At 61.9% G+C, this 25,701-nt stretch carries 24 protein-coding genes and 1 pseudogene; 11 read left to right on the top strand and 14 right to left on the bottom strand.

Features of this window, described 5'->3' with window-relative positions; all coding sequences use genetic code 11:
• The first annotated feature begins 613 nt into the window (after positions 1 to 613).
• Together HYPGJ_RS03310 and HYPGJ_RS03315 are read left to right on the top strand one after the other, a co-directional pair.
• Entirely contained in the window at positions 614 to 1,003 is a 390-nt protein-coding gene (locus HYPGJ_RS03310; RefSeq protein ID WP_046845905.1) for a hypothetical protein, read from the top strand.
• 571 nt (positions 1,004 to 1,574) lie between these two features.
• Positions 1,575 to 1,953: pseudogene (locus HYPGJ_RS03315) on the top strand (VOC family protein).
• Between the two features lie 68 nt (positions 1,954 to 2,021).
• Here the strand turns inward: HYPGJ_RS03315 and HYPGJ_RS03320 are convergent.
• The 5 genes from HYPGJ_RS03320 to purC all read right to left on the bottom strand — a co-directional run bounded on the left by HYPGJ_RS03320 (position 2,022) and on the right by purC (position 5,801).
• A complete protein-coding gene (locus HYPGJ_RS03320; protein WP_159108279.1) occupies positions 2,022 to 2,378 on the bottom strand; it encodes a hypothetical protein in 357 nt (118 codons plus the stop codon).
• 487 nt (positions 2,379 to 2,865) lie between these two features.
• Positions 2,866 to 3,570, bottom strand: a complete 705-nt coding sequence (gene purQ, locus HYPGJ_RS03325) for a phosphoribosylformylglycinamidine synthase subunit PurQ (RefSeq protein ID WP_046845907.1) — start codon at positions 3,568 to 3,570, stop codon at positions 2,866 to 2,868.
• A gap of 664 nt (positions 3,571 to 4,234) precedes the next feature.
• Positions 4,235 to 4,699: a hypothetical protein gene (locus HYPGJ_RS03330; RefSeq protein WP_046845908.1), complete on the bottom strand. Its 465-nt coding sequence runs from the start codon at positions 4,697 to 4,699 to the stop codon at positions 4,235 to 4,237.
• A complete protein-coding gene (purS, locus tag HYPGJ_RS03335; RefSeq protein ID WP_013216058.1) occupies positions 4,699 to 4,941 on the bottom strand; it encodes a phosphoribosylformylglycinamidine synthase subunit PurS in 243 nt (80 codons plus the stop codon). Before purS ends, HYPGJ_RS03330 begins: the two co-directional genes overlap by 1 nt.
• A gap of 68 nt (positions 4,942 to 5,009) precedes the next feature.
• Positions 5,010 to 5,801 (bottom strand): phosphoribosylaminoimidazolesuccinocarboxamide synthase, encoded by a 792-nt coding sequence (purC, locus tag HYPGJ_RS03340; RefSeq protein ID WP_013216057.1) that lies wholly within the window; start codon positions 5,799 to 5,801, stop codon positions 5,010 to 5,012.
• Positions 5,802 to 6,186: 385 nt separating this feature from the next.
• On the opposite strand from purC, the gene HYPGJ_RS03345 reads away from it, so the two are divergent.
• Positions 6,187 to 6,513, top strand: coding sequence for a DUF1476 domain-containing protein (locus HYPGJ_RS03345; RefSeq protein ID WP_046845909.1), 327 nt, complete (start codon positions 6,187 to 6,189; stop codon positions 6,511 to 6,513).
• Positions 6,514 to 6,726: 213 nt separating this feature from the next.
• Here HYPGJ_RS03345 and HYPGJ_RS03350 read toward each other — a convergent pair whose 3' ends face one another.
• The gene (locus HYPGJ_RS03350; protein ID WP_046846666.1) at positions 6,727 to 7,311 is read right to left on the bottom strand and encodes an alpha/beta hydrolase; all 585 of its coding nucleotides are present in this window, start codon (positions 7,309 to 7,311) and stop codon (positions 6,727 to 6,729) included.
• A gap of 132 nt (positions 7,312 to 7,443) precedes the next feature.
• Between HYPGJ_RS03350 and HYPGJ_RS03355 the strand changes: the two genes are divergently transcribed.
• Positions 7,444 to 7,932, top strand: a complete 489-nt coding sequence (locus HYPGJ_RS03355) for a ferritin-like domain-containing protein (RefSeq protein WP_013216054.1) — start codon at positions 7,444 to 7,446, stop codon at positions 7,930 to 7,932.
• A gap of 11 nt (positions 7,933 to 7,943) precedes the next feature.
• Here HYPGJ_RS03355 and HYPGJ_RS03360 read toward each other — a convergent pair whose 3' ends face one another.
• The 4 genes from HYPGJ_RS03360 to purB form a co-directional block, all read right to left on the bottom strand.
• Positions 7,944 to 9,452: a glycosyltransferase family 39 protein gene (locus tag HYPGJ_RS03360; RefSeq protein WP_052750781.1), complete on the bottom strand. Its 1,509-nt coding sequence runs from the start codon at positions 9,450 to 9,452 to the stop codon at positions 7,944 to 7,946.
• Entirely contained in the window at positions 9,452 to 10,597 is a 1,146-nt protein-coding gene (locus HYPGJ_RS03365) for a glycosyltransferase family 2 protein (RefSeq protein WP_046845910.1), read from the bottom strand. Before HYPGJ_RS03365 ends, HYPGJ_RS03360 begins: the two co-directional genes overlap by 1 nt.
• A 95-nt stretch (positions 10,598 to 10,692) precedes the next feature.
• Entirely contained in the window at positions 10,693 to 11,463 is a 771-nt protein-coding gene (locus tag HYPGJ_RS03370) for a phosphatase PAP2 family protein (RefSeq protein WP_046845911.1), read from the bottom strand.
• 151 nt (positions 11,464 to 11,614) lie between these two features.
• Positions 11,615 to 12,922: an adenylosuccinate lyase gene (gene purB, locus HYPGJ_RS03375; RefSeq protein ID WP_046845912.1), complete on the bottom strand. Its 1,308-nt coding sequence runs from the start codon at positions 12,920 to 12,922 to the stop codon at positions 11,615 to 11,617.
• Between the two features lie 410 nt (positions 12,923 to 13,332).
• Here purB and HYPGJ_RS03380 point away from each other — a divergent pair, with 410 nt between their 5' ends.
• The gene (locus tag HYPGJ_RS03380; protein WP_013216049.1) at positions 13,333 to 13,536 is read left to right on the top strand and encodes a hypothetical protein; all 204 of its coding nucleotides are present in this window, start codon (positions 13,333 to 13,335) and stop codon (positions 13,534 to 13,536) included.
• Between the two features lie 177 nt (positions 13,537 to 13,713).
• Here HYPGJ_RS03380 and HYPGJ_RS03385 read toward each other — a convergent pair whose 3' ends face one another.
• Complete coding sequence (locus tag HYPGJ_RS03385) at positions 13,714 to 13,956, bottom strand: CDGSH iron-sulfur domain-containing protein (protein ID WP_041921636.1); 243 nt, start codon at positions 13,954 to 13,956, stop codon at positions 13,714 to 13,716.
• Between the two features lie 391 nt (positions 13,957 to 14,347).
• Between HYPGJ_RS03385 and HYPGJ_RS03390 the strand changes: the two genes are divergently transcribed.
• Positions 14,348 to 15,829, top strand: coding sequence for an amino acid permease (locus tag HYPGJ_RS03390; RefSeq protein ID WP_046846668.1), 1,482 nt, complete (start codon positions 14,348 to 14,350; stop codon positions 15,827 to 15,829).
• Between the two features lie 44 nt (positions 15,830 to 15,873).
• On the opposite strand, the gene meaB is transcribed toward HYPGJ_RS03390, so the two are convergent.
• Together meaB and HYPGJ_RS03400 are read right to left on the bottom strand one after the other, a co-directional pair.
• Positions 15,874 to 16,851 carry a methylmalonyl Co-A mutase-associated GTPase MeaB gene (meaB, locus tag HYPGJ_RS03395; RefSeq protein ID WP_046845913.1) on the bottom strand — a complete coding sequence of 326 codons (978 nt, stop codon included), beginning with the start codon at positions 16,849 to 16,851 and terminating at the stop codon, positions 15,874 to 15,876.
• 137 nt (positions 16,852 to 16,988) lie between these two features.
• On the bottom strand, positions 16,989 to 17,642 hold the full coding sequence (locus HYPGJ_RS03400) for a TIGR00730 family Rossman fold protein (protein ID WP_200185661.1): 654 nt from the start codon (positions 17,640 to 17,642) through the stop codon (positions 16,989 to 16,991).
• 296 nt (positions 17,643 to 17,938) lie between these two features.
• On the opposite strand from HYPGJ_RS03400, the gene HYPGJ_RS03405 reads away from it, so the two are divergent.
• Both HYPGJ_RS03405 and HYPGJ_RS03410 read left to right on the top strand, forming a co-directional pair.
• Complete coding sequence (locus HYPGJ_RS03405; protein WP_244465997.1) at positions 17,939 to 19,591, top strand: LysM peptidoglycan-binding domain-containing protein; 1,653 nt, start codon at positions 17,939 to 17,941, stop codon at positions 19,589 to 19,591.
• Positions 19,592 to 19,626: 35 nt separating this feature from the next.
• On the top strand, positions 19,627 to 21,570 hold the full coding sequence (locus tag HYPGJ_RS03410; protein ID WP_052750782.1) for an ABC transporter ATP-binding protein/permease: 1,944 nt from the start codon (positions 19,627 to 19,629) through the stop codon (positions 21,568 to 21,570).
• A gap of 111 nt (positions 21,571 to 21,681) precedes the next feature.
• Here the strand turns inward: HYPGJ_RS03410 and HYPGJ_RS03415 are convergent, their stop codons facing one another.
• The gene (locus tag HYPGJ_RS03415; RefSeq protein ID WP_046845915.1) at positions 21,682 to 22,134 is read right to left on the bottom strand and encodes a pseudoazurin; all 453 of its coding nucleotides are present in this window, start codon (positions 22,132 to 22,134) and stop codon (positions 21,682 to 21,684) included.
• Positions 22,135 to 22,394: 260 nt separating this feature from the next.
• Between HYPGJ_RS03415 and HYPGJ_RS03420 the strand changes: the two genes are divergently transcribed.
• From HYPGJ_RS03420 to miaA, 3 genes are all read left to right on the top strand, one after another.
• A complete protein-coding gene (locus tag HYPGJ_RS03420) occupies positions 22,395 to 23,039 on the top strand; it encodes a hypothetical protein (protein WP_052750783.1) in 645 nt (214 codons plus the stop codon).
• Between the two features lie 290 nt (positions 23,040 to 23,329).
• Entirely contained in the window at positions 23,330 to 24,598 is a 1,269-nt protein-coding gene (locus HYPGJ_RS03425; RefSeq protein ID WP_046845916.1) for a carbohydrate porin, read from the top strand.
• Positions 24,599 to 24,676: 78 nt separating this feature from the next.
• Positions 24,677 to 25,609 carry a tRNA (adenosine(37)-N6)-dimethylallyltransferase MiaA gene (miaA, locus tag HYPGJ_RS03430; RefSeq protein ID WP_046845917.1) on the top strand — a complete coding sequence of 311 codons (933 nt, stop codon included), beginning with the start codon at positions 24,677 to 24,679 and terminating at the stop codon, positions 25,607 to 25,609.
• The last annotated feature ends 92 nt before the right edge of the window (positions 25,610 to 25,701 follow it).

Consider the following 25,701-nt stretch of genomic DNA (forward strand, 5'->3'; position numbering starts at 1 on the left):
CGTAGGGCGCTGGAATTGGGTCCGCTTATATGGTCTTGAGCAGCGTTTGTCGCCCTTCCGGCCTTGCGCCCCCAACGGCCAAACGTCGCTCTCTTTGGTGGCGCCAGGCGACTGCCCTACGGGGAGCCGGCCGCCCGGCGCGAGGCTGCGAGCAAGCTCCGGTAGGTCGGAGGTTGATTCCCCGCAGCTCCTCCGCCGTCATGGCCGCGCAGGCGGCCATCCACGACCAATCCCATGGAAAGTTTCATTCCCGCCGCTGCAGCGGAGCATGAGTGCTCCGAAGAGAGAGACGAACGTCGCGTGGCTGGCCGCCTGCGCGGCGACGACGAGACCGGGCGCGATCTCAGACCTAACTCCGCGGAGATGTCGTCTAAAGCCTGCGACCGCGCGCATCCGCATTGACATGGGACTACCCGCAAAGGCTGTGACGCATATGCCCTACCCGGTTGGGCTGTGACGGTTCCGCGCTGCACAATCGGCATTACCGCGTTGCAATAATATGGATTTTCTACTGGGGCTCAGGGGCTTATCTCTGCAATCAGCGCAGACGTCATCGCCCAGACAATCGTGCGCGGGCTTGAACTCGGCGCTCTTGGACAGTGGAGATCCTGTCATGACGACTTTCGCAAAACTCGCAAGCGTTGCGCTTATTTCTGGTTTGGCCATGCTCTCCGGAGCCGCAGGAGCATCGGCGGATCAGCCGGCTGCCTATCATGTCAAACCCCTGAAAGGCATCACATTCGCGGTCGGTTCGAAGCGCGCCGTTGGTTATTACACGAGCGACGATCATGCCTGCCGGCTGACGCTGCTGCTGTCGGACGCCTACTCGGGCGACGAGAAATCGTTTTCTGAGCCGGTTCGCGTCAACTTGACGATCGCAGAAGGCGCTTCTGGCAGCGTCGATGCGCTCGACGGTTCGGCTGTGTTCCGCTGCGCAAAGGGCGCTGGCTCGCTGTCGATGCAACTCGTGCAGAAAATCGCTTATAACGCATCTGCGAAATAAAGCGGGCTTTCTGCTCCTACTTGCAACACGTAAATATCGGGAAGGAAGCCCACGCTTCCTTCCTTTTTTATTCCGATTTAACGATTGAAATTATTAATAAAATTACGAATTTAAAACCACCTGCTGGGGGTTGCTGGGCGCGCAGAGCAGGCAGCCAAACGCCGCACTGGCGCAATCGCACCGCATCATATATCTACACTGTAGAACGAAGCGGCCCGGGGGCTCTATCCCGGGAATTGGCAGGCACTGACGCCAGCCGGTTAGCTGAACAAAGGTGATTTATGAAGGCCCTCGTTGTTGCTGTGCTCAATGCGTTGACGTCCACGCCGATGGATGTCCGATCCAGCCAGCAGCGCGGGAATGCCCGCTAGACAGCGGCGCATTCGACTGCACGGAGAAGGGGCGCTCAGCCCCTTTTTTGTTGCCTGAAGCGCTGACTTATTTGCGAAAAACGATTTGCCCGGTAGAACTGGCGCGTGGGCACCGTCCCGCTTCATCTCAACATTGGAGCACACCATTGAGCCGGCACCGTCCGGACGAATGGCGGCGTCTCCGCAAGCGAGTCGATGCGATGGATAACAGCGCCGATCACGGTGTCCGCTTCGGGCGGATTGCAGCCATGCTGCCGGTCAAGGACATCAACAGGGCCTACGAATTCTACTCGAAGGTGTTGGGCTTTCGGAAAACTTTCGAGAACGGCAGTCCCATCGGCTTCATGATTCTGAAGCGCGACGCCGCCGAAGTGCATTTGACGTTACAGCCGCGCTACGAAGCCGCCGATTTCAATGTCGCGCATTTGATGGTCAGCGACGTCGACGCCCTGCACGACATCTGTCAGAAGGCGGGCCTCAGGATCATCAAAGGTTTGAAGGACAAGGATTACGGCCTGCGTGCGTTCGTCTTCGAGGACCCCCGACGGCAATCGCATCGACGTCGGCCAACCTATTTGAAAGTCTATTTGAGCCTAAGCCAACTGCGGACGGATGCGCGCGCATCCGTCCGTGTCCGTTGGGAAGCGTTACGCAGAAAGCCAACCGCGCGACAGCGCCGGGGCGGAGTTCACGTCATTGAACACGAACTTCGGTTTGAATCTCGGCGCAGACGCCATCGCGATCAGCTGCTTCACGGATAATTCACGCAGGCTCTCGGACAGCTGCAACTGCAGTTTTTTCAACCGCATGAGACGCACGGAGCGCGGCGCAGCCGAGCTTTCTTCGCGCTCGATCAGCTGACGAATTTCCCCAGAACGCTCAAGCAGGGTGACGAAACGACGGGACATTGATTCCTCCGGTCGGAAAGTTGGAGGTATGCCCGGTGTTGAACTCAATACAGCACCGGGCACACCCGATGCGGTCCGACATCGCAGCGCCATCATTGGCTCTGCCAGAGGGGCCCGGCCCCGCAATCCCTAGACATCTAAGGTCGTTTCGCTCGCCGACAAGGGGTAACGGAAAATGCCCCGGAAAGATCACAATTGCGGTTGGCTCAGCACCGGATGGGTCGCTTCCGACCACGAACCCGCGTGGATGGCCGCCTTCGCGGCAATGACGAATGGAGTAAGCGACTCGATCTCGACTGAGCGGCTGAAGCGTCACCGTCACCGTTACCGTCATGGCGCACGCGGCCATCCACGACAAGCCGTAGGAATCTCGAATAAGCCGTCGTCGCTCTCGCCTGATTGGTCGATTGAATTGCGCGGGCAATTTTTTCTGCACCAACGCGGAAGAACAGGAGTGTGAGGAAGCCGCGCGAGGTTGCACCCTTCGCGCCGACCGCGCAGGTGGCCATCCACGACAAGCGCGACGCAAGAATTCTATAAACCCGACGCAGCGATACCGCTCAACGTCGGTCGGCCGATGCGATCAAGCTGCCGCTTCGAGCGTCGACAGCAGAATGCTCTCGAACACGCGCCGGCCATCGGTGCCGCCAAGCGCCGACTCATAGAGGCGTTCGGGATGGGGCATCATGCCGAGCACGCGGCCCGTCTCGTTGACGATGCCAGCAATGTTGCGCTGGGCGCCGTTCGGGCACGTCTCGGAAGAAACAGCGCCCGCCGCATCCGAATAGCGGAATGCGACGCGTCCTTCGCCTTCGAGCCGGTCGAGCGTCTCGCTATCCGCGAAGTAGTTGCCCTCGCCGTGCGCGATCGGAACCTTGATGACCTCGCCTTTGCGATAGCACTTGGTGAAGAACGTCTGGTCGTTCTCGACCTTCAGGAACACGTCGCGGCAGATGAAGTTGAGCGACGCGTTGCGCATCAGCGCGCCGGGGAGCAGTCCAGACTCGCACAGGATCTGAAAGCCATTGCAGATGCCGATGACCGGCGTTCCCGCGTTCGCCTTGGCGACGACGTCCTTCATGATCGGCGAGTGCGCGGCCATCGCCCCGCAGCGCAGGTAGTCGCCATAAGAGAAGCCGCCCGGCAGCACGATCACATCGGACGAGGGGACGCTCGCATCACCATGCCAGACCATCTTCGGCGCGAAACCGGTGATCCGCTCGATCGCCGTTTTGACGTCGCGATCGCAGTTCGAACCCGGAAAGACGATGACGGAAGCACGGAGCATGGCGGCCTCTAAATGGACGGCAGAATTAGGTGGCAAGTGTGAGCCATCGAATACCCGCAATCTCGCATATGACGCAACGACCGTATCCCCGCACCCAGCAAGACGCCCCGGAAAATCCGCCTGGCCCGACCCCTCCCGGTCAAGGGGAGGGAGAAGTGGGTCGAAGGTCGTCGCAGGTGCATTCCCTCTCCCCGTCCTTCACGGGGAGAGGGTCAGGGTGAGGGGCAGCCACCTAGCGCCCCCCGTTGCCACGCGCCTGCAAGCACCGAAAAAAGCAGCAAGAATTCCCCTCCCCCTTGCGGGGAGGGGTTAGGGGTGGGGGTAACGACACGAGCGTGATGTAGCGGAGAGACTGGATGCCTTTGGAGGGAGGCGCGGCGCTCCACTGTTGAAATCCACCTAGCCCGTCACCCCGCTCCCTTCCGTCAAGCGGAGGGGAAGTCGGGCGAAGGTCATTGGGGTTCCCTCTCCCCGTCCTTCACGGGAGAGGGTTAGGGTGAAGGGCAGCTAGCGCACTATGCAAGCCTTCGCACAGCCGGTTCGCCCGTCGGTTGCTTCACAAACTGGAAATCGGCGTCGTCGAGCGCGGCGATGCACGTCGCGTGGCTGATCGCGATCTCCCCGCCAAGCGGGAAGAATTAGGGATGGAGGGAATTTCTACCCGTCACGGCATCGGCGAAAGCGGAGAGCGTTCGCGCTTCTGGCGCTCGACGTCGTCGCGCGACGCGTTCGTCAACCGCGTGTCCTCGACCTTCAGCGCCGCCATCAGAGCATCGAACTGCGCCCGGTCGCCATAGCCGCACGCCTTGCTCTGCGCCGTCCACACACCGGTCACCTGCTTCACGAACTTTCGCAGAGTGACCGCCGGATGCGCCGGCTCGCCGGATTGCGTGAACCTGATCTCGACGCGCCACACGTCGGGATTGGCGACTGTCACGACATCCCGGCCCTCCACGCTCTCACGCTGAGCGCCAGGCAACCACGATAGCTGATTATGAAGAGCGTCAAAGCCCACGCTGCAATCGAGGTCGGGCGCCACAACCGGTTCTGCACCCGCCGAACCGGAGCGGATTCCAGATGCGGCAGCGATTGTGGCGATGGCCAGCGCGATGGCTCGCCCGGCCCGCATCAGGGCGCGATCTCGTAGCTGTAATTCTCGATGACCATGTTCGCGAGCAGGTCTTTGCACATCCGCTCGACGATGGCGCGCGCCTTGTCCGGGTCGCTCTCGGCCAGATCGACCTCGACGTATTTGCCCTGCCGGACGTCGCTGACGCCGGAAATCCCGAGGCCCTTGACGGCACCCTCGATGGCTTTGCCCTGCGGATCGAGGACGCCGTTCTTCAAAGTGATCTTGATGCGGGCTTTCATGCTCAGCTCTAGGGATCTGGATTGAGGGGATTAGGGAATAGCATCCCTAATCCCAAGTCCCTAATCCCTCAATTGGGTTTGCCGTTGATGGGGTTCGAGGTGACGAGCACCGGGCCTGCGCCGCGCGGACGCGGATTTTCCGTCAGCACGCCAAGGCGGCGCGCGACTTCCTGATAGGCCTCGAGTACGCCGCCGAGATCGCGGCGGAACCGATCCTTGTCGAGCTTGTCGCCAGATTGGGCATCCCACAAGCGGCAGCAATCCGGGCTGATCTCGTCAGCAAGCACGATGCGAACCTGCTCGTTATCGTAAAGCCGGCCGAACTCAACCTTGAAGTCGACGAGACGGATGCCGATGCCGAGGAAAAGCCCGACGAGGAAGTCGTTGACCCGCAGCGCCAGCTGCATGATCTCGTCGATCTCCTGGGGCGTCGCCCAGCCGAACGCGGTGATGTGCTCTTCCGACACCATCGGATCGTTGAGCTCATCTTTCTTGTAGTAAAATTCGACGATCGAGCGCGGAAGCTGCGCACCTTCCTCGAGGCCGAGGCGCGTCGCGAGTGAACCCGCCGCGATGTTGCGCACCACGACTTCGAGCGGAACGATCTCGACTTCGCGGATCAGCTGCTCGCGCATGTTCAGACGCTTGATGAAGTGCGTCGGCACGCCGATCTCACCGAGTTTCGCGAAGATGTACTCGGAGATACGATTGTTGAGCACGCCTTTGCCTTCAATCAGCGCGTGTTTCTTCGCGTTGAAAGCAGTTGCGTCGTCTTTGAAATGTTGGATGAGCGTTCCCGGCTCGGGACCCTCATAGAGGACCTTGGCTTTGCCCTCGTAGATGCGCCGACGCTTGTTCATTCCTGGACCTCTGAGGATCAACAGCTTGCACTCACTCATGCTTAGATAAGATTTCTATCAACGCACACACACTCGGACGCGGACGCCTTGATTTTCCAACCTGTTTTCTGCATGTCGGGGTAAGGAGCCGCGCGCCTTTTCACGCTCGAAAGCCTAGCCGGGAGACTAGCCGAACGCCGGGGGCGGCACAATCTAGACCATGAGCCGCAGCACTTTTCGGAGGGCTTTGGCCAAGCCATTGATTTCGCTCGCACCGCCGATTAATCCTGGTGAAGAGCGGATGCAACGGGAACATTACCACCACGCGCCCAGCGGGCGCCTCGGGGCACTACAACCTAAAGTCGTGAGCCGTACTACCAGACAAGCGCCAAGGAGATACGACCAGATGACCACGTTCAATGAACGCGAGCAGGGCTTCGAGAAGAAGTTCGCTCTCGATTCGGAGCTGAAATTCAAAGCCGAGAGTCGCCGCAACAAGGCCGTTGCCGAATGGGCCGGCGCGAAGCTCGGCCTCAGCGATGAACAGCTTCAGAACTACATCAAGGAAGTTCGCAAAGCCGATCTCGCAGAAGCAGGCGACGATGACGTGTTTCGTAAACTGAAAGGCGATTTCGCCGCGAAGGGCGTCGCGATCGACGATGCGGAAATCCGCTCCGTGATGGCGAGCGCGCTCGCCAAAGCCGTGACCGATCTCGAGTCGTCGAAGGACTGAGCGCTTCTGCGCTCCCTTACCGCGCTGCCCCGCTCAGGGGTTGAGCGAATATCATCATCCTCGGGCTCGTCCCCGGGGATGATTTTTTTGCGCGCCTTGCTCGAGCCGCATCAGAGCTTGGCTGCCGTTGGAAGTGGAAACCTCAAGCGCGCTTCCGCACACCTAATCCCTAAAACCCAATCCCAAATCCCTAAAACCTAGTCCCTCGCTCAATTACCCGAGCGTCTTCAAAAACTGCCCGAACTGCAGCAGGCCTTCGGGCCAAGGCCCATGACCGGACGTTATGTTGATGTGTCCGCTCTCGCCGGCGTCGCTGAGCGTCGCGCCCCATGCCTTCGCGAAATGTTCGGCCCGCGCGTAGCTGCAATAGAGATCGTTGTTGGCGACGACGAGATGCGCCGGGAAGGGTAACCGCCGTTCCGGCATCGTCTCGAACCCGCGCGGTCCCTTGTCCGGAGGCCAGCGTCTGCCTCCCGTGTCGGGCCAGTAGTGCGCATAGTCGACGTCGGCGGGCGCCACGAGAAACGCGCCGATGACGCCGCTGCGCTTCAGCTTGTCAGCCGCAAAGACGAGCGCCGGCACCCCGAGCGAGTGCGCGACCGCGACGACCGGCTGCGTCGCGCCGCTCGCGAATTTCGCCATGCGGTCGCCCCACGCTTCGACGTCCGGGTTGTCCCAGTCTTCCTGGATCACCCTGCGCGCGGTCTTGAGATTGCGTTCCCAGCGGGATTGCCAATGGTCGGGGCCTGAATTCTGCCAGCCCGGCACGAGGAGAATGTCGATTTCGGATGTTTTCATCGGCGACGTGCTTAGCCGACGCCTCGTGCGGAGAAAAGCCTCCAGGCGCGGTTTGACGGCCATAAGCGGGAACCGGACGCGTCAGGTCGCGTTGCTCAGGGCATCGAACCCCGGCCGCCTCAGGAGAGCACAATGAAAATCGAAAACCTCGAAGACCTGTTCAATCACACGCTTGAAGACATCTATTACGCCGAGAACAAGCTGGTGAAAGCGCTTCCGAAAATGGCGAAAGCTTGCGACTCGTCTGCGTTAGCGAAGGCGTTCATGGGCCATTGCGAGGAAACCAAGGAGCACATCACGCGGCTCGACGAAGTTTTCAAAGCCATGGGTCGTAAGTCGAAGGCGACAGAGTGTCCGGCCATCAAGGGCATTCTTGAAGAGGGCGAAGAGCTGATGTCGGAAATCAAGGACCCCGACACGCGCGACGCCGCGATGATCGCCGCCGGCCAGGCCGCCGAGCATTACGAAATTACGCGTTACGGCACGCTCGTCTCCTGGGCGAAGCTGCTCGGCCACAAGGACGTCGCGACGATCCTCGAAAAGACACTGAAAGAGGAATACGGCGCCGACGACAAGCTGACCAAGCTCGCCGAAAGCCGCCTCAACAAGGAAGCGGCGTAAGTTTCACAAACTCACAGCGGCGGCGCGACGGGATCGGAGACGAGATACACTTTGTATATCGCTCCTGTCGCGCTGCCGTTCGTGCGGGCGAGGCTGCCGAGTGCGGTCACAGTCCGAAATTTCGATTTGAGCAAGTCGAGATCGACGCGCCGGTCGAGTTCGACGTAAAGCGCTGGCTTTCGCAAAGTGTCCGGCGACAACGGCGGCAGAAATTCATAGCGGATGCGCTGATCGAGTTGCGCAACGTCGCTCTTGCCCTTCAGCGCGAACGTCAGTTGTCCCGTCGAAGCGTAGCTCGACGTCGCAACCCATCCTGCTCCCGCTTCGATGCGTTTCTTCTCGACAGCGTCGCCAAGCTCCGTCCATCCGTACATCTGCTCGGTTGGAGCTTTCATCTGCGCGGCAGCCGCGATTGGATGAAGCGCATCGGCGTAGATTGCGGCCGTTACGAAAAAGCCCAAACCAAGCGCCGTCGTGAAGACGGCTGAACGTCGTCGCTCCGGAGTGATCGCCGCAAGCGCCAGCGCCGCGCAGATAGCAAGCGGCGGGTAGAGTGGGGCAGGCCAATTGCCTTGAACGCGATCATGCAGCGCGTGAACGGCGAAATACGTCAGCATCGGCAGCACGGCTGCGGCGAGCAGGATGTCGTTGCTGCGGCGATGCCGAATGGCGGATCGCACCACTTGGACGAGCCCGAGCGCTGCGAGCACTGCGATGACGGGGCTCACCAGCGCCAGGAGCGTTCCGATGAATTCGACGAAGTAGAGTGGTCCGGTGAGCGTGCCGCTATGGCCGACGCGTCCAAACTGTTTGGTGAATGACGCCCAGTCGTGTTCAGCGTTCCACACGATGACGGGAAGCGTCGCGACCACCGCGATAACGCCGCCGATCCAAAGCTGTGGCGCCCGAAGCCAGCGGCGATTTTCAGGCGATGCGATAAGCCAGATCACGATCGTCGCGCCGAGAAACAGGTTCGTGTATTTCGACAAGAGGCCAAGGCCCGCGAACGCGCCGATCGCAAGCCACCAGTTCGCGTTCTTCGAGTGATCGAGTTCCGCGAGCGCCCACAGCACGAGCCCGGCAAACAGCACCGACGGCAGATCGGGCGTCACGAGAATGCCGCCGATCGCAAGCAGAGGCATTGCGAGCAAAAGCCAGACGGCAGCTCGCGCCGTTTCGCGCCCGTAGAGCAGGAAGGCCGTCCGCCACAGCAGAACGGCGCCGAGCAGGTGGCACAACGGCGCGATGAAGCGCACGCCGAAGGTCGTGTCGCCAATCAGTACGCGGCCTATTGCGATCATCCACGCGATCATCGGCGGATGATCGTAGTAGGAGAGCGACGGCGCCAGCGACCAGAGCCGGTAATAGGCTTCATCGTCGACGAAACCCGTTGCGGCCGCCATCACGAGACGGAGCGCGAACAACGCGACCGCCGCGACGATCAGAATGACATCGGCGCGATCGACGCGCGGAATCTCCGCCGCAGCAATGGCAGGCGGTGCGTCTGGCAGATCGCGCACTATTTTCTCCACGTCAGCATGGAACTGACGGCATAGTTGAAGACGGCTGCCATCACCGCGCCGGCGATGCCCGCGCGCCACCAGCTGGCATCACGCAGGTAGATCAGCTCGGCGACGCCGACGTTCGCGAGCGTGCCGATGCTGCAGACGAGATAGAACGTCAGCAGGCCCTTGAAAGCGGCAGCGCCCGTCAACCGGCGGTCGCGGAACGTCAGAGCGTTGTTGAGGAAGAAATTCGACGTCATCGCAACCAGCGCGGCCGTGAACTGCGCGGCGTTGAACGGGATGTGCGTCGTGGTCAGAACGGTCCGGAGCGTCGCAAGGTGCACGACAAGGCCGGTTGCGCCGACGAGCGCGAATAGGAAGAAGCGCGGCGAGATCGTGTTGCCCGAAAGCTTCGACAAGAGCAGCCCGAGGAAATCGGCAATCACGAGCGCGTCGAGCTTCGATGTCCCGAGCTGACGCGGCCGGAATTGATAGGGCATCTCTACGATTTTGAGACTGTCCGGCGCCGATGCCAGAATATCGAGCAGCAGTTTGAAGCCGCCCGTCGCGAGGTTCGGCGCGATGCCGTCGATGGCGTCCCGGCGGATCATGAAAAATCCGCTCATCGGATCGCTGACGTTCGTCTTGAGCAACAAGTTCGACACGTGCGTGGCCAACGTGCTGGCGTTGCGCCTGAGTGCTGAGAAGCCGCCTTGCGCGTCGCCCGATTGCGCGTAGCGCGTCGCAATGACGAGATCGGCGTTCCCGGTTTCGATGGCGCCGAGCATCTTCGGCAGCAACGCTTCGTCGTGCTGCAGATCGGCGTCGATCACGGCAACGATATCGGCGGCGGATGCCATCATGCCTTCGATGACCGCGCCCGCAAGGCCACGCCGCCCGACACGCCGGATCACGCGCACGCGCCCGTCGCGTTCCCCGAGAGACCTGACGGCCGCGACTGTGCCGTCGGGACTGTCGTCGTCGACGAAAATGATTTCCCACGCGATGTCGCCAAGAGCGCGTTCGATCGCGGCAACCGTCGGTGCGACGTTCTCCGCTTCGCGATACGTCGGCACAATGATCGAAACGCGCGGCCGCGCCAGAGCCGCAGCCCGGCCGTACAGAAAGTCTCTCGGTTGAGCCGCGATAATCGCATTCATCGGTCGTGGTCTTTCAGTCGAGTCCCGGCATGTAAGCATGCCCGGGAGCGCAATGGACAGCAGGCTGATCAGTTGAGCGGCGTCGGCGGTTTGGCCTAGGCCGGGGCTTCATGCTGTTCGGCGAGATCGGAGGCTCGGATCGTGTCGAAAAGAAGCTGCAGGCTCGCAGCGGTCAGCGCCATCAGCACGCCCGCGAATATGACGTCGGACAGGAAATGCCCGCCTTGCGCGATACGCGTCAGACCGGCGACGCTGCCGAGAACAATGCCGAGCAAAATCAAGCGTCGTGCGTACCGCCGCAGCAAAAACGCCGCCGCAAAAAATACGATGTAAATGGCCGAGGCTTCGCCGGAGACGAATGAGCAGTTCCGGCCGCATTGATCGGACGGCGGAAACACCGGCGTGAACGTCTTCGCGCCACCGAACTCAATGACGTCGCGCGGCCGCGGGCGGCCCCAATGATCCTTGAAGCCGATGTTGCTGACGACGAGCGGCCCAATAACCAGACAGAGCGTCAGAAACAGCCACTTATTGAAAGCAAACCCGAGACAGCTCCCGGATGACCGGCCCGCAACGACAAGTCCGACGACCGTCGCCGCGCAGATGAAATAAAACGCAAAACTGAAGCCGTCGCGCACGGCCCAGACGAACGGCGAGGTAATGCCGGCGAAGCTGCTGTTGCCTTCGTAAAAGGCTTGCGCAACGGCCATGTCGAGGCCGGGCAGCAATTGAAACAGCAGAAAGGCGATGGCTCCGGTTGCCAAAGCGGCCTTGATCATCGCGTGAGCGGAAACCCCTTGCCGCTCATCCGCACCATCAACGTCCCAATGGCGTTTCGGTCCGAAGCTGACTTCCGACGACCACATCGCGAACAACCCCCCAGCCCAAATCGGGCTGCAAAGTCGTCAGACGGCATGACAGCGCTGTGTCGCTTACACTACAGTTCTGTAAACGTCAGTTGACGTGGCCGGAAGAGCGCAGGAGCAGCGCACGCGAAGCGGATCGCGCACCGCAGTCTCAGTGCGCGCCAAACACCCGCTTGAAGATCGTGTCGACCTGGGCGGTGTGATAATCGAGATCGAACATCGCTTCGAGCTTCGCCGCCGGAACCTTCGCCGTGACGTCCGCGTCGCTCTTGAGCTCGGTGAGAAAGTCCTTGCCCTGTTCCCACGTCTTCATAGCGTTGCGCTGGACGAGCGCGTAGGCGTCCTCGCGGCTGACACCAGCCTGCGTCAGCGCCAGAAGCACGCGCTGCGAATTGTGCAGGCCGCCGAGCTTGTCGAGGTTCTTTTTCATGTTGCCGGGATAGACCACCAGCTTCTCGATGATCCCGGCGAGCCGGTTCAGTGCGAAATCCAGCGTCACGGTCGCGTCGGGCCCGATCATGCGCTCGACGCTCGAATGCGAGATGTCGCGTTCGTGCCAGAGCGCCACGTTTTCCATTGCGGGGATCGAATAGCCGCGCACGAGGCGCGCAAGGCCAGTCACGTTCTCGGACAGGACGGGGTTGCGCTTGTGCGGCATTGCCGACGAGCCCTTTTGACCCGGCGAGAAATACTCTTCCGCCTCCAGAACTTCCGTGCGTTGCAGGTGGCGGATCTCGATCGCGAGACGCTCGATGCTCGAGGCGACGACGCCAAGCACCGCGAAGTACATCGCGTGCCGGTCGCGCGGAATGATCTGCGTCGAGACGGGCTCGGGCGTCAGACCCATCTTCTCCGCGACGTACGCTTCGATGCGCGGGTCGATGTTCGCGAACGTGCCGACGGCACCGGAGATGGCGCACGTCGCGACTTCCTTGCGCGCGGCGACCACGCGTTCGCGGGCGCGCTCGAACTCGGCGTAGGCGAAGGCGAGTTTCAGGCCGAACGTCGTCGGCTCGGCATGGATGCCGTGGCTGCGCCCGATCGTGACCGTGTCCTTGAACTCATAGGCGCGCGTCTTCAGCGCTGCGAGCAGGCGATCGATATCGCCAATGATGAGATCGGCGGCGCGCACGAGCTGCACGTTGAGGCAGGTGTCGAGAACATCCGACGACGTCATGCCCTGGTGCACGAAGCGGGCTTCCGGACCGACGAATTCCGCAAGGTGCGTCAAAAATGCAATAACGTCGTGTTTGGTGACCGATTCGATTTCGTCAATTCGCGCCACGTCGAATGAAGCGGCCGAACCTTTTTCCCAAATCTTTTTCGCCGCATCCTTCGGAATGAGTCCGATTTCAGCGCTCGCCGTTGCAGCGTGCGCCTCAATTTCAAACCATATCCGAAAGCGCGTTTCCGGCTCCCAGATCGAGGTCATTTCTTTGCGTGAATAGCGAGGGATCATTATGGGCAAATCCTTGATGCGGCGCGGGAGGCGTAGCAGAGCAGCAACGGTGCATCAATCAATCGCGCGCTTTTTCAGTGAATTATTAGGATTTGACTGCATCGGAGCACGTTCGCTGCCCCGCAGCTAATGCTCTGCAATAATTTGTGAAAGGTGAGCCTATTTCTCGCCAGTCCTCCGCCACGATCACATGAGCAGATGTGCGTGTTGGGCGCAGGCGACGGACGTTGTTGTTCAGCTTGTATTCACTGCAGCTAGTCCACAGTCGCATAATTCGTCGATCATGCTTCTTATACTGCATTTAATTCAGTGATCGGCGCGCCTAAATCGAAAGCTACTGAGTCGAAAGGAATGACGAGGCGTGGGAACCTCGAAATCCTTTTTAAAACGGAGCGGGAGACACTACTGCTATGGCACAACAGATGGGCAGCGGCGACTTCGCCGAACTGGTCCACCAGATGGAACAGTCGGACGACGATCCTCGCCAATGCTACGCGCTCGTTAAGAGACGCATCACGGAATTCCGGCGCTCGGGGAAAGCAGTGCCGGACGAATTGTCGAGATTGGAAAAAAGCCTCGCGACGGAATGCATGCACGCCTCGCAGGGCCGCTAAGTTATTAAGACCGAACTCCGTCGCGCTCGGAAAATAGCTAAGCGCGGCTCGGCTCGGCTGAGCATCACCTGCCACGTGTCTCGATTTCAGGGATCATGGCAACCGGTAAGGGTTGCCGTGACGAAGACCCGGAGACGAAGATACGGGCAGCGGTAATTGCGTAAAATATTTTAGCAATTACAGAACGTTATGAGTGCCGTCACAGAACGGCTCGTCGTCGGTTGCCTTGCAGCCGCAGATGTTGAAGACGCCAGTGTGATCGACGGTGAACTGGAGCGGGACGAAACTCGTCCCCTCGTGCGAGCCGTCGCAGAACGGCTGCGTTTTCGAGCGTCCGCATCGGCAGTACCAGTATTCCTGACCTTCCGTCAGTTCGACCTGGAACGGTCCTGTTTGAGCGATAACCGCCTCATCCGACATCGATGAACCTCCTGCCGCATTCGAACGCGCCTTGACGAACGCATATTTTTGAATTCTTCCAAAGTCGCTAACGGGTTTAGCCACATCGGGCAAGTGGGCGGGCTGTCCCCCCGGCACTCGGCAGCGAGCCAAGCGCGGTAAACCGGCAGCACACCGTCGGCAGTACGGGGCCGGAAGCACACGGCCGGTAGCACACGGATTGAGCGCGCAGTCCGTATTTCGGGCATGGCCCGGTCGAGAGGCACGCGAATTGTAGACATCTTTGGATGCCTGCTCCAAGCTCGGCCCGCGCAGAATCTCCGGGGGGATGCCGGGGGACGCACCACCGGGAGGTGTGCGCCAGGGCGCTATCGGCATCACGCAGGCAAACGGCACCAGGAGACGCGCAACCATGCCCAATCTCTTCAGAAAAAAAGCGGTCGCCTACGACAACTCCGAATTCGGGTTGAAGCGCTGCCTGAGCGCGCTGGATCTCACGCTGCTGGGCGTCGGCGCGATCATCGGGACCGGCATTTTTGTGCTGACCGGCCACGCCGCCGCGGTCCAGTCGGGGCCAGGAGTCGTGCTCTCGTTTATCGTGGCGGGCGTCGCTTGCGGCTTTGCGGCGCTTTCTTATGCCGAATTGGCCTCGAGCGTCGGGGGCTGCGGCAGCGCCTACGGTTACAGCTATGCGGCCTTCGGCGAACTGATCGCCTGGATCATCGCCTGGGACCTGATCCTCGAATATGGCGTCTCGGTCGCCGCTGTCGCCAACGGCTGGTCGGGATATTTCAACAACGCCCTGACGGCGATGGGGGTCGGACTGCCGGACACCCTGGTCCGGGGCCCGAGCGCTCTGGCGTGGAACGAGCATCTCGGCGGTGCTCTCCAATGGTTCGGCTTCGATCCGAACGCGCCGGGCGTGAAGGAGGCAGGCCGGGGCGGCTTCATCAATCTGCCTGCGGCAAGCGTCATTCTGATGCTGATGCTTTTGCTCATCGCGGGCGTCAAGGAAAGCGCCCGCATCAACGCCGCGGCGGTCGTGATCAAACTGATTGCCATCGCGATTTTCGTTGGTGTCGCGGTCTTCAACGTCAATCCCGACAACTGGTCGCCATTCCTGCCGTTTGGCTGGTTCAGCCACGATGGCAGCCGCCCCATCGGCGTCCTGGCCGGTGCGTCGATCGTCTTTTTCGCCTACGTCGGTTTCGACGCCGTTTCGACGGCGGTCGAGGAAGCCTATCAACCGCAACGCGACGTTCCGATCGGTATCCTCGCAGCGCTGGTCTTCTGCACGGTCATTTACGTGATTGTCTCTGCGCTGATGACCGGCATCGTGCCGTATCACGCGCTGAACGTGCCGTCCCCGGCGTCGGAGGCCTTGCTGCGCATCGGGCACAATACGGCGGCCGGGCTCGTCGCAACGGGCGTCGTCGCCGGTCTCACGACGGTTATGCTGGTGCTTTATTATGCCCTGACACGCATCATCGTCGGCGTCTCGCGCGACGGCCTGCTTCCGTCGTTTTTCGAGGCCGTCAATCCGCGTACGCAGACGCCTGTCCGGACAACCGTCATCGCCGGTACCGTCATGGCGATCATGGCAGGCTTCATCCCGCTCGGCGTTCTGGCCGAACTCGTCAATATCGGCACGCTGGCGGCCTTCGTGCTGGTCTGCGGCGGCGTCATCGCCCTGCGTATTTCACACCCCGACATGCCGCGCCCGTTCAAGACGCCAGGCGGAATCGTGCTGCCGGTTCTCGGCATCCTCTCGTGCGGAGCGCTGATCACGTTCCTGCCGTATGAAACGCATCTGCGCTTCATTGCCTGGCTTGCGCTCGGGCTGGTGATCTACTTCGGATACTCGATCCGGCGCAGCAAGCTCGCGGTAGCCTGAGCCTCGCAAGCGGCACGCCAGCAGCGCGCGACGCGGCTGGGCCGTCAGTCTTCCAGCAGGCGCGTCGCCGCCGTGTGCGGCGACATCGTGCCGGAGAGGACAGAGTCGGCAAGCGTATCGAGCCCGCCCTTGCTGCCTGCCTTGATGCGGTTGGCGACGATGTCGGACGCAGCCCGCGCGATCAGATATCGGGCACGGCGGCGCCTGCGGCTGACCGCATCTTCCGCGCGCACCTTGCCGCCGAGCTGATCCAGCGTCTCGATCAGCTTCGGCACGCCTTCGCCGTTGATGGCGGACGTCTTCAGCACCGGGACTTTGTCGCTCATCGTCGCGCGGATCGAAAGCGCCCCGACGAGCTGTTGCAATGTCTGCTCCGCGCCCGGCCGGTCGGCCTTATTGACGACGATGATGTCGGCGATTTCGAGCAGCCCGGACTTCATCGCCTGGATGTCGTCGCCGAGCCCGGGGGCTGCGATGACGACGCGAATGTCGGCGACTTCCGCCACGTCGATTTCGTTCTGTCCCGTGCCGACCGTCTCCAGCAGCACGACGTCGTATCCCGCGCCGTCGAGAGCGTCGATGATGCGCACTGCAGCCGGCGATAAGCCTCCGAGATAGCCGCGCGACGCCAGCGAGCGCACGAACACGCCGTCGTCGTCGAGGGCCGCGGTCATGCGAATGCGATCGCCCAAAATCGCGCCGCCCGAAACCGGGCTCGACGGATCGACCGCGATGACGCCGACGGTGCGCCCTTGCTGCCTGAGCTGCGCGATGATGGCGTTGACGAGCGTCGACTTGCCGGCGCCCGGCGGTCCGGTGAAGCCAACGACGAGGGCGTGGCCGAGATGCGGCTGCAGCGACTGGAGCAGGGCAGGGGCCGCGGCCGACAGCCGTTCGAGTTCCGTGATGACGCTGGCGATGGCGCGCCGCTCGCCCTTGCGCATGCGCTCGACCGTGCCCGGCACGTCGGCGTCCGGAATGCGCGCGACGGGCGCCCGTGTTTTCTCATCCGTCTTCATCATACGGCTGATAAGTGGGAAGCCGGGCGAGCGCAACGGCTGAGCCGAAGTTGCGGCTTATTGCGTGAGACTTAACCACACGGAACGCGCGGCCGGAACCTATCCGCCGGGGCCGGTGGCAACGCAAAAACAGCCGCCCGCTAGAATTTCTCGGCGATCGCGTCCTCGCGCTGGGGCGCCTTGGCGGGCGCGCTCGCGAGAATGGCCGGCACCACGTCCTCGATCCGGTCGACGACGTTGAAATGCACGTCGAGGCCGGGACGGATGAAGGTATCGCCCTTCATGTGCTCGAGCAGCTTCAGGAACGGGTCCCAGAAACCTTCGATGTTGGCGACGACGATCGGCTTCGTGTGCCGTCCGAGCTGCGACCAGGTCAGCTGCTCGACCAGTTCTTCAAGCGTGCCTATTCCGCCCGGCAGCGCCACGAACGCGTCGGCGCGATCGAACATCAGCTGTTTCCGCACGTGCATGCTCTCGACGACGATCAGCTCGTCGACATCCTTGAGCATCATTTCACGCGCGCCCAGAAAGTCGGGGATAATGCCGGTCACCTTGCCGCCGCCGCCGAGCGTCGCGCGCGCAACTTCGCCCATCAGGCCGAGGCTGCCGCCGCCGTACACGAGACGGAGGTTGTGATCGGCCAGCGCCTTCCCGAGCTTGCGCGCGGCGACGGCATAAGCCGGATTAAGACCCTTCCCGGAGCCGCAGTAGACGCAGACGCCTTGGATGGGAGAAGGCACAACGAGCTTTTTGGCGGCGGACGTATCCACCGCCGGCTTCAAAATTTCATTCATTCGTATTCCGTTTTTTGTCATCGATGATCTTAATCTAAGAAGCCGGTGCCCCCGTCACCAGAGCATCGCGGCTCTTCAATGGAGGCATTTTCCGGGCGCGGCCGGATGTGCGGCGCAAATCCGGTGGTGGCCGATGAGGTACAGCGGCTCATACAATTCCAGACCCGTATTGGCTGCGAGCGCTGTGGTGTGCTTAGCTCATAATGGACTTACAAGGCGGTGTTATGAAATCGGGGCAACCAGCCGTTTCTAAGAAGAAAACGGCCGACGCATTCGTGCGGGCGGGACGCCTTTCCATGACCGCATTGGTTGTGCTCCTGGCGCCATTACCCGCGAACGCGGCGCTCGTGCAAACGCAGCTTTTCAAGGACGACATCGCGACCGTCGGCGAGGTCGAGGTGGCTTGGATCGATCCTGCCGCCGCGGTCGTCGCCGATCCGGTCGTCCGCATGGCCGATGCCGCGTCCGGTGGCGTGACCGTCAAGTCGAACACCGAGCCCATCCCGGAAACCACGCTCGCGCAAGCGACGCCGGCGGAGCCCGCCAAGCCTCAACCAACTGGAACCGCGAAGCCTCACGAGAGAGACACGCCGGTCGAAGGTCTGGGCTTTGCCGACCGCGTTCGCGATTGGCTCGCACGCGCCAACCGTGAATTCCAGACGACGATCGTCCCGCGACTGACGGTGCCCGGAACCGGCGGGACGTCCGCCGAAAAGGATTCGATCGCCAGGAAATTGGACGAAGTGAAGGAGCAGGACGCGGAGGCGGTAGAGGCCGCGCGCCGCGCCAAGGATGCGCTCATCGCCGAGCAGGCCCAACAAGTGGAAGACGCGCGTTTGGCGAAAGAGGAAGCGAAACGCGCCGAGGAGGCTCGCAAGGTCGAGGAAGCGAGAGCCGCCGCGGAAGCGAAGGAAGCCGACGACCTTCGGAAAGCCGTCGAAGAGGCGAAGCGCAAAGACGACGAGCGCAACGCTCTTGAAGCGGCCAAACACGCAGAAGACGACCGCAAGGCCGCCGAGGACGCGTCTCGGCGTGTCGAGGAAGCCCGCAAAGCCGACGAAGCAAGGCGGGCGGAGGAAGCGCGCAAGGTCGCGGAAGACGAAGCCAAACGCGCGGATGAGCAGCGTAAACGCGCCGAAGAGCAGCAGCGAGCCGACGACGCGAAACGGATCGAAGAAGCTCGCAAAGCCGAAGAGGCGCAGAAAGCCGCCGACGAGGCAAAGCGAGAGCAAGAGGCTCGCCAGGCCGCCGAAGACGCCAAGCGCGCCGAGCAGGAACGCGTGGCACGGGAAGCCGCGAAGCAGGCCGAGGAAGCGCGTCTGGCGGCCGAAGCCAAGCAGAAGCGCGAGCGGCTCGAAGCCGAAGCCGCACGCATCGATGCCGAGGAGCGCGCGGCCGAGTCCGAGCGCAAAGCCGCGGAAGCGAAGCGTCTCGATGACGAGAAAGCCAAACGCCTCGAAGACGAGCGCGCCGCTGCCAAGCTTGCCTCCGAGAAAGCCGAACAGGAACGTCAGCGCGCGGCGGCCCTCGAGGCCGAAACGAAAAAGCAGCAGTCGGCCGCCGCCGCGCCGCCGCAGACATCCGAAAACCGCACCCCCGAAACGGGAACGCTGGCCGGGAAGTCCTCAGAGCCGTCGCCAGCCTCCGGAAGCAAGAAATCGCCCAAGACGAAGCCTGCGGAAAGCAAGGTTGCTTCGCGCAAGCTTGCGCGCGGGCCGGTCGTCAGACGCTGGATCAGGCGTGCGCCGCGCTGCCACCTGGCGGGACGCCGCGTCCGCACGCCGGGGCATTACACGATCGCGAGCGGCGACACGCTCTGGCGCATATCTCGGCGTCATTACCGCGTTGGCTGGCTTTACTGGCGGCTCTATCGGGCCAATCGCTCGATCATCCGCAATCCGGATCTGATTTATCCCTGCCAGCGCATTTTCATTCCGGCCCGCCGCTGATGGACATTTTTCCGCTCTGACCCTATTTCAACGCGATGCAGCAACGACAATCGAATGGCGCCGCAGGCCGCGGCATCTCTTTGGCTCGCCTGACGCCGACCGCTGAAACCATACGTATTCTACGGGCGCTCTGGCCGTATGTATGGCCCCACAATCGGCCCGATCTGCAGCGCACGATCGTCGGATCGCTGGTGCTGATCGTCATCGCGAAGGCGGCGACGGTCGGTGTTCCGTTTACGTTGAAATGGGCGACCGACGCGCTCGTCGCAGCGACCGGCGGACACGTTCCTGCGAACCAGACGATACCCTGGCTGATCGGCGCACCGATCCTGGCGTGCGTGTTCTACGGCGTTGCCCGCATCGTCATGTCCTTGCTGATGCAGGTGCGCGAAGGCATGTTCGCGCGCGTCGCGATGCATGCGGTGCGCACCCTCGCGCTCGCGACCTTCGAGCACATGCACCGCCTGTCGCTGCGCTTTCATCTCGAGCGCAAGACGGGAGGATTGACGCGCGTGCTCGAGCGCGGCCGCGCCGGCATCGAGAACATCAGCCGCATGGCGCTGATGACGCTGATCCCGACCATCGTCGAATTCCTGATGATCATCATCGTCTGCGCCTTCGAGTTCGATTGGCGCTTCATCGTGACGATCGTGACGATGATCGTCTGCTATCTTTGGTTCACGGTTCACACGACCAACTGGCGGCTGAAGATCCGCCGCGTGATGAACGAAAGCGATACCGACGCCACGACCAAGTCCGTCGATAGCCTGCTGAACTACGAGACGGTGAAATACTTCGGTGCCGAGCAGCGCGAGGCCGCGCGCTACGACAAGTCGATGGCGCAGTACGAAAAGGCCAGCATCAAGACCTTTACGACTCTCGCGGTGCTGAACTCGGGCCAGGCGGTCATCTTCACCATCGCGCTGACGGTGTGCCTCGTCATGGCCGCCAACGACGTGCTCGCCGGCACTTCGACGGTCGGGCGCTTCGCGATGGTGAACCTGCTGATGCTGCAGCTGTTCATGCCGCTGAATTTCATGGGCATGGTCTATCGCGAAATCCGCCAGGGACTGACCGACATCGAGCGCATGATGGAAGTGCTCGACCAGAATCCGGAAGTTGCCGATCGCGAAGGCGCTGGGCTTTTGAAAGTCGACGGCGGCACGATCCGTTTCGAGCACGTCGGCTTTTCCTACGATCCCGAGCGGCAGATCTTGAAAGACGTGTCGTTCGAGGTGCCGGCCGGAAAAATGGTTGCGATTGTCGGACCGTCGGGTGCGGGAAAATCGACGATCAGCCGTCTGCTGCTACGCTTCTACGACGTGACGAGCGGGCGGATCACCATCGACGGCCAGGACATTCGCGACGTCACGCAGGCGTCGCTTCGCGCCGCGATGGGCGTCGTCCCTCAGGACACCGTGCTTTTCAACGACACGATTTTCTACAACATCAAGTATGGCCGCCATGATGCGACGGACGACGAAGTCTTTGCCGCTGCGAAGATGGCGCAGATCGACGATTTCGTGAAAACGCTGCCCGACGGCTACGACACGATGGTGGGCGAGCGCGGGCTCAAGCTGTCGGGCGGCGAGAAGCAGCGCGTCGCCATTGCGCGAACGATTTTGAAAGCGCCCCCGATCCTCATTCTCGACGAGGCGACCAGCGCTCTCGACAGCCATACCGAAAGAGAAATTCAGGACGCGCTGGATCGCGTGTCGAAAGACAGGACCGCGGTCGTTATCGCGCACCGGCTTTCGACGATCATACACGCCGACAATATTCTTGTGCTCGATGCGGGCCGCGTCGTCGAACAGGGCACGCATGCGGAACTTGTCACCCGGCGCGGACTTTATGCCGGACTGTGGGCGCGCCAGCGTCAGGCGGAAAAGGCGCGCGAAGAGCTTGCGCATGCTCTGGAGGAAGCCGGAGAGCCGCGTCGCGCCGACGACGTTGCATTGCTCGAACCGGTGCGTTCGTAAAAAGAATAACCCCGGGGAGAGGTCGGGAGAACCTGCCCCGGGGTCTTTACGAGCTCTGACTGGCCCCTTCCGGGAGGCAGGCGGCAGAACTCGAACTCGTCGCGCTGGGCGTTACTGGACGACCTTCGCGATTTCGCCGTCGAGGCGCTTTTTCGCGAGGCCCGTCGCCTTGTATTCTTTGATCTGGTCGAGGTTGACGGGCTTGCCGACCTGCACGAGCACGACCATGCCCATGCCGTAATGCGGCGCGCACTTCAGGACGTAGAGCCCTTCCTTTTCGGCGTTGAAAACGACTTCCTTGCTGAAGCCGCCCTTCACCGGCGTAACGCCTTCCGGCCATACCTCGCGCACGCTCTCGGCATTGTGGCTCTTGTCCGTCGGCACGAACTTGACCGTGTCGCCGACTTCGACTTTCACGAAACCGGGTTGGAAGGCCATGGTGTTTCCGGCATCGTCTTTGTTGCGCATTTCGACGACGTGCTCGGCCGCCGTCGCGAAGCGAGGCACGATGATCGCGGCCAGTGTGATGGACGTTGCAAACAGGATCTGGCGAGAGAGTTTCAAGGCACGCTCCTTGGTCGTTTCAATTATTTACTGAAAAAGTATAGAATTGGGAAGCGGGACCCTCAAGGCGGCGTTGCGAAGGTCAACAGCGGCTTAACGAAGCTGCTTGCGGTTCGCGTCGGAAATCATTGCAGCGGCGCCTGCCTCCGTTTGGAATAATTCTTTGGAATTGTTCCCAGGGCTATTCGGGCTGCTAGACTGCGGGCCTGATCCGATAACCGGCGAAGGCAGCGCGCTTGAATTCCGACAATCTCATTTCAATGGCGAAACAAGCAGGGCACGCCATCCGGCGAGCTTCCGTGATCGTCCTCTGGGTCTTGCGCGGTCTGCTGCGGACGGCGTGGTCGATCGTGCGCGGACCGATCATCGCCGCCCTGAACGTGATCGCCGCGCTGCTCGTCCTGTTCGAGGAATGGGGCTGGCGTCCGCTTTCGGCATTCATCGCCCGGCTCGCGAAATATGCGCCCATCGCGGCGGTCGAGCGCCTCATCGCGAACCTGCCGCCCTATGCGGCTTTGTTCGCCATCGCATTGCCGACTGTGCTGCTGGTGCCGTTGAAGTTCGTCGCCGTCTGGCTGCTGGCGAACCATCACTTTGCCTCCGCGACCATGCTTTTCGTCGGCGCCAAGCTGGCATCCACGGCGCTCATCGCCCGTGTCTTCATTCTGACGAAACCGGCCTTGATGCGCATCGGTTGGTTCGCACGCCTCTATGAATGGTTCGTGCCCTGGAAGGATGCGCTATTCGCCGAAATTCGCGCCTCGTGGGTCTGGCGCTACAGCCGGATGCTGAAGACGCGGATCAAGCTGGAGGTCGCGCGCGCCTGGGGCCGAATGCAGCCCGGTCTTGCCGACACGTGGCGTCGCTGGACGGGTCTCGAGCTGCCGCGACTGCTGAGAAAATGAGTCGGCGCTCGGGCCGCGGCTAGTTTACAAAAGTTCGCAAGAACCGGCCATTCTGTGCGCTATTCTTCGCAAAAAGCGCTTGCTGGCGATTACCACGCGCGCGTCCTATTGCAGGCCAGCAACAGCATTCCCGAGGAAGTGTTACAGACGCCCCGTTGCCCCCAGTCTAATGTTGACGGGGAGCGTCAACTAATTGTTGTGTCCCTGAGCCGGGGTTTGCTGAGCCGTCGCCGCAGTCTCGTCGCCAGGCCATCGAGTGGGCATGGCTGCAGCGCATTGGGGGAATTGAAATGAGGTCAATGGTCAAAGCCGGCGCGGTGTCGGCGATGGGACTTTTGTCGCTGGGGGCAGCTGCAGGAGCCTGGGCCGAAGATAAGCCCGTCACCGGGGTTCCCGAAGAATCGATCGCGGTCGGCTGGAACGATCCGGTGCGCGCGTCCTTCGCGCAGCGCGGCGTCCTGTACGGCGTGAACTACACCGGCGAATACTACAACGTGACGTCCGGCGGCGTGTCGCGCGGCTCGACGTACAACGGTTTGATCGAAACCTATGTCGACCTCGATCTGGAGAAAATGCTCGGCTGGAAGGGCGGCACCATCCACGCCAACGCTTATTACGTCCACGGCATCGGCCCGACGACGAACACCGGCAGCATCTTCGCGGTCAGCAATCTCGAAGGCTTTGAGACCGTCCGCCTCGACGAGCTGTGGTTCGAGCAGGCGCTTCTCGACGACAAGTTGAAATTGAAGTTCGGTGCGATCGCAGCCGATACCGAATTCTTCGTCAGCGACACCGCCGGCGCGTTCTTGAACGGAACGTTCGGCTGGGCGGGCATTCTCGCGACCAACATGGTCCAGGGCGGCCCCGCATATCCGCTGACCGCGATGGGTGCTCGTGCACAGTTCGCTCCGACCGACAACCTGACGATCCTCGCCGGTATTTTCAACGGCAGCCCTGCGAACCCCTATGCGGACGATGCGCAGAAGAGCAACCGCCACGGGACGGACTTCCGTTTCGGTGACGGCGCACTCCTGATCGTCGAAGGCGCATTCAGGTACGACATAGGCCTCGCCGGCACCGTCAAGGTTGGCGGCTGGCGCCAGTTCGATGCTCCGGACGGCATCTACCAGGACTTCAATACCGGAGCGACGGTCAATCAGGCATCTGGCCTCTATGCGATTGTCGATCAGCAGATCTGGAAAAACGGCGACGATCAGAGCGTGAGCATCTTCGGGCGCGTATCCGGCAGTCCGACGAGCCATAGCGTCATGGATATGTACTTCGACACCGGCATCGTGTTCAGCGGCTTCGTGCCTGGCCGCACGAAGGACGCCTTCGGCGCAGCTTTCGGCTGGGGTCAGATTTCGCCCGATCTCGTCAGGCTCGATCCCGCCGATGGCCGCGCAACCTATGAGTCGGTGCTCGAACTCAACTATACGGCTCAGATCTGCGACGGCGTCACGCTGACGCCGGACTTCCAGTACTTCTGGAACCCGGGCGCAACGCAGGATGTCGGGCACGCAACGGTCATCGGCGCCCGCGCCAAGGTCAGCTACTAAGCTGGCTGGCCCGCGCGAGCGGATTTAAGGAGTTCGCCTTCTGGCGCCGCCGGTCCGGCTGCGCTAGGAGGCGTTTTCATGAGTGAGCCTCAAGATACGCCTCCGCCGATCCTGATCGCCGGGCCGACCGCGAGCGGCAAGTCGGCGCTGGCGCTGGCGATCGCCGAGCACGTCGGCGGCGTCATCATCAATGCCGACAGCATGCAGGTCTATCGCGAGCTGCGCATCCTGACGGCGCGTCCATCGCCGGAAGAAGAAGCTCGCGTGCCGCACGCGCTTTATGGCTTCATCCCCGCCTCGGACGCCTATTCCGCAGGCCGTTTCGTTGCCGATGTCGCCGATGCGCTGGCCAGAGCGCGTCAGGCGGGACAGCGCCCAGTGATCGTCGGCGGCACGGGTCTCTATTTCAAAGCGCTGCTCGAAGGTCTGTCACCGATCCCGAGTATCGATCCGGCGATCCGCGAGCACTGGCGGGCCGAGGCCGAGCGGCGCGGCGCGGCGGGCCTGCATCGCGAACTCGCGGCGCGCGACACACGCATGGCCGACCGGCTCGCGCCGGGCGATACGCAGCGCATCGTGCGGGCGCTCGAGGTGATCGAGCAGACAGGCCAGTCGCTGGCCGACTGGCAGCAGATTCCGGGCGTTCCCGTGGTCGACGCTGCGGACTCCATCCGCTTTCTCGTGACGCTCGACCGCGAAGACCTCCACGCCCGCGCCGATGCCCGTTTCGATCGCATGATCGGCTCCGGCGCCCTGGACGAGGCACGAGACATGGAGGCTCTGCAACTCGATCCCGACCTGCCTGCGATGCGCGCCATTGGCGTACGTCCGCTTCTGGACGTCGTGCGCGGCCAAAGCTCCATCGAAGCCGCTGCCGACGCGGCGAAGGCCGAAACGCGGCAATACATCAAACGGCAGGAAACGTGGTCGCGTCGAAATATGATTTCGTGGAAACACGTAAATGCGAAATGTATGGAACGTATTGACCGCGATATTTTCGCATTTATTTAGTGTTGACGTTGACCAAATAGACTCTTTTGCCTACGTTCCACACCTTTCCAAGGCTTCGAAAAAGCCAGCCGAGCCGATCCAGGAGTTCGCCA

Origin of the sequence: Hyphomicrobium sp. GJ21, from assembly GCF_001006785.1 — a bacterium.
GTDB lineage: Bacteria > Pseudomonadota > Alphaproteobacteria > Rhizobiales > Hyphomicrobiaceae > Hyphomicrobium_B.

Bases quoted from the DNA above. Each gene is read 5' to 3' on its own strand.
- HYPGJ_RS03310 (WP_046845905.1), top strand. From the start codon at position 614: ATGACGACTTTCGCAAAACTCGCAAGCGTTGCGCTTATTTCTGGTTTG.
- HYPGJ_RS03320 (WP_159108279.1), bottom strand. From the start codon at position 2,378: ATGATGGCGCTGCGATGTCGGACCGCATCGGGTGTGCCCGGTGCTGTA.
- purQ (WP_046845907.1), bottom strand. From the start codon at position 3,570: ATGCTCCGTGCTTCCGTCATCGTCTTTCCGGGTTCGAACTGCGATCGC.
- HYPGJ_RS03330 (WP_046845908.1), bottom strand. From the start codon at position 4,699: ATGCGGGCCGGGCGAGCCATCGCGCTGGCCATCGCCACAATCGCTGCC.
- purS (WP_013216058.1), bottom strand. From the start codon at position 4,941: ATGAAAGCCCGCATCAAGATCACTTTGAAGAACGGCGTCCTCGATCCG.
- purC (WP_013216057.1), bottom strand. From the start codon at position 5,801: ATGAACAAGCGTCGGCGCATCTACGAGGGCAAAGCCAAGGTCCTCTAT.
- HYPGJ_RS03345 (WP_046845909.1), top strand. From the start codon at position 6,187: ATGACCACGTTCAATGAACGCGAGCAGGGCTTCGAGAAGAAGTTCGCT.
- HYPGJ_RS03350 (WP_046846666.1), bottom strand. From the start codon at position 7,311: ATGAAAACATCCGAAATCGACATTCTCCTCGTGCCGGGCTGGCAGAAT.
- HYPGJ_RS03355 (WP_013216054.1), top strand. From the start codon at position 7,444: ATGAAAATCGAAAACCTCGAAGACCTGTTCAATCACACGCTTGAAGAC.
- HYPGJ_RS03365 (WP_046845910.1), bottom strand. From the start codon at position 10,597: ATGAATGCGATTATCGCGGCTCAACCGAGAGACTTTCTGTACGGCCGG.
- HYPGJ_RS03370 (WP_046845911.1), bottom strand. From the start codon at position 11,463: ATGTGGTCGTCGGAAGTCAGCTTCGGACCGAAACGCCATTGGGACGTT.
- purB (WP_046845912.1), bottom strand. From the start codon at position 12,922: ATGATCCCTCGCTATTCACGCAAAGAAATGACCTCGATCTGGGAGCCG.
- HYPGJ_RS03380 (WP_013216049.1), top strand. From the start codon at position 13,333: ATGGCACAACAGATGGGCAGCGGCGACTTCGCCGAACTGGTCCACCAG.
- HYPGJ_RS03385 (WP_041921636.1), bottom strand. From the start codon at position 13,956: ATGTCGGATGAGGCGGTTATCGCTCAAACAGGACCGTTCCAGGTCGAA.
- HYPGJ_RS03390 (WP_046846668.1), top strand. From the start codon at position 14,348: ATGCCCAATCTCTTCAGAAAAAAAGCGGTCGCCTACGACAACTCCGAA.
- meaB (WP_046845913.1), bottom strand. From the start codon at position 16,851: ATGATGAAGACGGATGAGAAAACACGGGCGCCCGTCGCGCGCATTCCG.
- HYPGJ_RS03400 (WP_200185661.1), bottom strand. From the start codon at position 17,642: ATGAATGAAATTTTGAAGCCGGCGGTGGATACGTCCGCCGCCAAAAAG.
- HYPGJ_RS03405 (WP_244465997.1), top strand. From the start codon at position 17,939: ATGACCGCATTGGTTGTGCTCCTGGCGCCATTACCCGCGAACGCGGCG.
- HYPGJ_RS03410 (WP_052750782.1), top strand. From the start codon at position 19,627: ATGCAGCAACGACAATCGAATGGCGCCGCAGGCCGCGGCATCTCTTTG.
- HYPGJ_RS03420 (WP_052750783.1), top strand. From the start codon at position 22,395: ATGGCGAAACAAGCAGGGCACGCCATCCGGCGAGCTTCCGTGATCGTC.
- HYPGJ_RS03425 (WP_046845916.1), top strand. From the start codon at position 23,330: ATGAGGTCAATGGTCAAAGCCGGCGCGGTGTCGGCGATGGGACTTTTG.
- miaA (WP_046845917.1), top strand. From the start codon at position 24,677: ATGAGTGAGCCTCAAGATACGCCTCCGCCGATCCTGATCGCCGGGCCG.